Below are 2,702 nucleotides of genomic sequence, written 5' to 3'. Positions count from 1 at the left end.
GCCCGGCGCGGGCGTGGAGGCGGATGCCGCGGCATCCGTCGCCCGACCCGTGCCGAGCGACCCCGCCGCACGCGCCGCGTGGGACGTCGCCGCGACGGTGACCGACCCCGAGGTGCCCGTGCTCACGATCGAGGACCTGGGCGTGCTCCGCTCGGTCGCCGTCGACGACGACGGCGCCGTCCACGTCGAGCTCACGCCCACGTACAGCGGATGCCCCGCGATGGACGCCATGCGCGACGACGTCGTGCTCGCGCTCACGCACGCCGGCTACGACGAGGTCGACGTGCGCATGGTGCTCGCGCCCGCGTGGACCACCGACTGGATGAGCGAGGCCGGCAAGGACAAGCTCCGGAAGTACGGCATCCAGGCGCCGAGCGGGAACGCGCCCGTCCGCGACGCCGGGCCGATCCGCCTGCAGCTGGCGGTCAAGTGCCCGCGCTGCGACTCCCTCAACACCCGCGAACTCGCCCGCTTCGGCTCGACGTCGTGCAAGGCCCTCTACGAGTGCCGTGACTGCCTCGAGCCCTTCGACTACTTCAAGGTGCTCTGATGGCCGCGATCAACCTGGGCTCCACGGGAGCCCCGCCCGCCGTGTCCGGCTCGCTCGCGACGGATGCCGCGATCGCCGACGCGTTCCTCGCGAGCGCGGTCGGCGGCGACACCGCGCCGAAGCGCCGGCGCGCCCGCTTCCACTCGCTCGAGGTCGCCGAGGTGCGGTCGCTGACCGACGACTCGGTCGAGGTGACCTTCGCGGTGCCCGACGAGCTCGCCGACGACTACGCCTACCTGCCCGGCCAGTACGTCGCGCTGCGGCGCGACTTCGACGGGCACGAGCTCCGCCGGTCGTACTCGATCTGCCGGCCGCCCGTGCGGGGCAGCGTCTCGGTCGCGATCAAGCGCGACCTCGGCGGGCGATTCTCCACGTGGGCGAACACCGAGCTCGCCGCGGGGGATCGCATCGACGTGATGAGCCCCCAGGGCACGTTCACCTCGGGGCTCGACTCGCTCGACGGCAAGCACGTCGTCGGCATCGCGGCCGGTTCGGGCATCACGCCGCTCATGGCGCTCGCGCACACCGTGCTCGCCCGCTCCGACGACGCGCGCTTCACGCTCGTGTACACGAACCGGTCGACGCGCGACGTGATGTTCCTCGAGGAGCTCGCCGAGCTGAAGGACCGCTACCCCTCCCGGCTCGCCCTGCACCACGTGCTCTCGCGCGAGCAGCGCACCGCCCCGCTGCTCTCGGGCCGCATCGACGCCGAGAAGCTCGAGCGCATGCTCGACGCGCTCATCCCGCCGTCGACGGTCGACGAGTGGTTCCTGTGCGGGCCGTTCGAACTCGTGCAGCTCGCACGGGACACGCTCGAGGCCCGCAACGTGCCCGCCGGCCGGGTCCGGTACGAGCTGTTCACGACCGACGCCGACCGGGCGACCGAGCCGCGGCACGGCCGACCCGTCACCGTCGAGCGCGGCGAGCCGACCGTGGCGATCGAGTTCACGCTCGACGGGCTCTCGTCGAGCGTCGACAGCCCGGTCAGCGCCAACGAGTCGATCCTCAACGCGGCGCTCCGCGTGCGCTCCGACGTGCCGTTCGCCTGCGCGGGCGGCGTGTGCGGGACCTGCCGCGCGCGGGTCGTCGACGGCAGCGTGAACATGACCGAGAACTACGCCCTCGAACCCGAGGAGCTCGAGCGCGGGTACGTGCTCACCTGCCAGTCGCACGCCACGTCCGACCGCGTCGTGGTCGACTACGACGTGTGAGGACGATGAGAGGAACGCGATGATCGAGCTCGAGATCCGCGACGGCGTCGCCGAGATCACCCTGAACGCCCCCGCGAAGCTCAACGCGCTCGGCGAGGCCGCGCTCGCCGAGCTCGGCGAGGCCTACGACCAGGCCGAGTTCACGGGCGTGCGCGCGCTCGTGCTCCGCGGCGAGGGCCGGGCGTTCTGCGCCGGGCGCGACATCGCGGGCGTCGACCCCCGCGACGACGACGTGCAGGGCTACCTCGGCGGCCGGGTCGAGCCGCTGCTGAAGCGGATGTCCCGGTTCCCGGCCCCCACGTTCGCGGTCGCGCACGGGGCGTGCCTCGGCGTCGGCCTCGGCCTGCTCATCGCCAGCGACATCGTGTACGTCGCCGACACCGCGAAGATCGGCTCGCCGTTCAAGAACCTCGGCGCGACCCTCGACTCGGGCGGCCACGCGCTCTTCGTCGAGCGCCTCGGCGCGCACCGGACGATGGACCTGATCGTCACGGGTCGCCTGATGTCGGGCGCCGAGGCGGTCGCCGCGGGCCTCTTCTCGCAGGTGTTCCCGGCCGACGAGGTGCTCGAGGCGACGCGTGCCGCGGCGCACGAGGCGGCCTCCGGCCCGACCCAGGCGTTCATCGCGTCGAAGCGGCTCGTCGCCGACCTGCGCGACCACCGCCACGGGCTCTGGGCGTCGATGTCCGACGAGAACCGCGCGCAGGCCGCGCTCTGCGACACCGACGACTACCGCGAGGGCTTCGCGGCGTTCCAGGAGAAGCGCACGCCGCAGTTCACGGGGCGGGGCTGAGCTTCAGGCCGCGACGCGCGCGAGGTCGGCGATCGCCGACGGCGTCCACCTCGGGTGCGCGCCCGTGAGCGCCGCGAGGTACCTCCCGACGACGGCCGGCGGCCAGCCCCTCGCCTCGCGCAGGCCCGCCGCCATCGTCCGCAGGTAG

At 73.3% G+C, this 2,702-nt stretch carries 3 protein-coding genes; all 3 read left to right on the top strand.

Annotated elements, in window-relative coordinates; translation table 11 throughout:
* Positions 1-49: 49 nt before the first annotated feature.
* The 3 genes from paaD to ESO86_RS15100 are packed head-to-tail and all read left to right on the top strand — an operon-like array spanning position 50 to position 2,554.
* A complete protein-coding gene (paaD, locus tag ESO86_RS15110) occupies positions 50-550 on the top strand; it encodes a 1,2-phenylacetyl-CoA epoxidase subunit PaaD (protein ID WP_242492402.1) in 501 nt (166 codons plus the stop codon).
* Complete coding sequence (gene paaE / locus ESO86_RS15105) at positions 550-1,761, top strand: 1,2-phenylacetyl-CoA epoxidase subunit PaaE (protein ID WP_129235719.1); 1,212 nt, start codon at positions 550-552, stop codon at positions 1,759-1,761. Before paaD ends, paaE begins: the two co-directional genes overlap by 1 nt.
* 19 nt (positions 1,762-1,780) lie before the next feature.
* The gene (locus ESO86_RS15100; RefSeq protein ID WP_129235718.1) at positions 1,781-2,554 is read left to right on the top strand and encodes an enoyl-CoA hydratase/isomerase family protein; all 774 of its coding nucleotides are present in this window, start codon (positions 1,781-1,783) and stop codon (positions 2,552-2,554) included.
* Positions 2,555-2,702 lie beyond the last annotated feature (148 nt).

The organism is Agromyces binzhouensis, from assembly GCF_004135055.1.
GTDB lineage: Bacteria > Actinomycetota > Actinomycetes > Actinomycetales > Microbacteriaceae > Agromyces > Agromyces binzhouensis.
The sequence above is the reverse complement of the archived record's forward strand: the minus strand, read 5'-3'. Positions and strand labels throughout refer to the sequence as shown.

What these genes read in the sequence shown, in the direction of transcription:
- paaE (WP_129235719.1), top strand. Translation starts at nt 550, where the DNA reads ATGGCCGCGATCAACCTGGGCTCCACGGGAGCCCCGCCCGCCGTGTCC.
- ESO86_RS15100 (WP_129235718.1), top strand. Translation starts at nt 1,781, where the DNA reads ATGATCGAGCTCGAGATCCGCGACGGCGTCGCCGAGATCACCCTGAAC.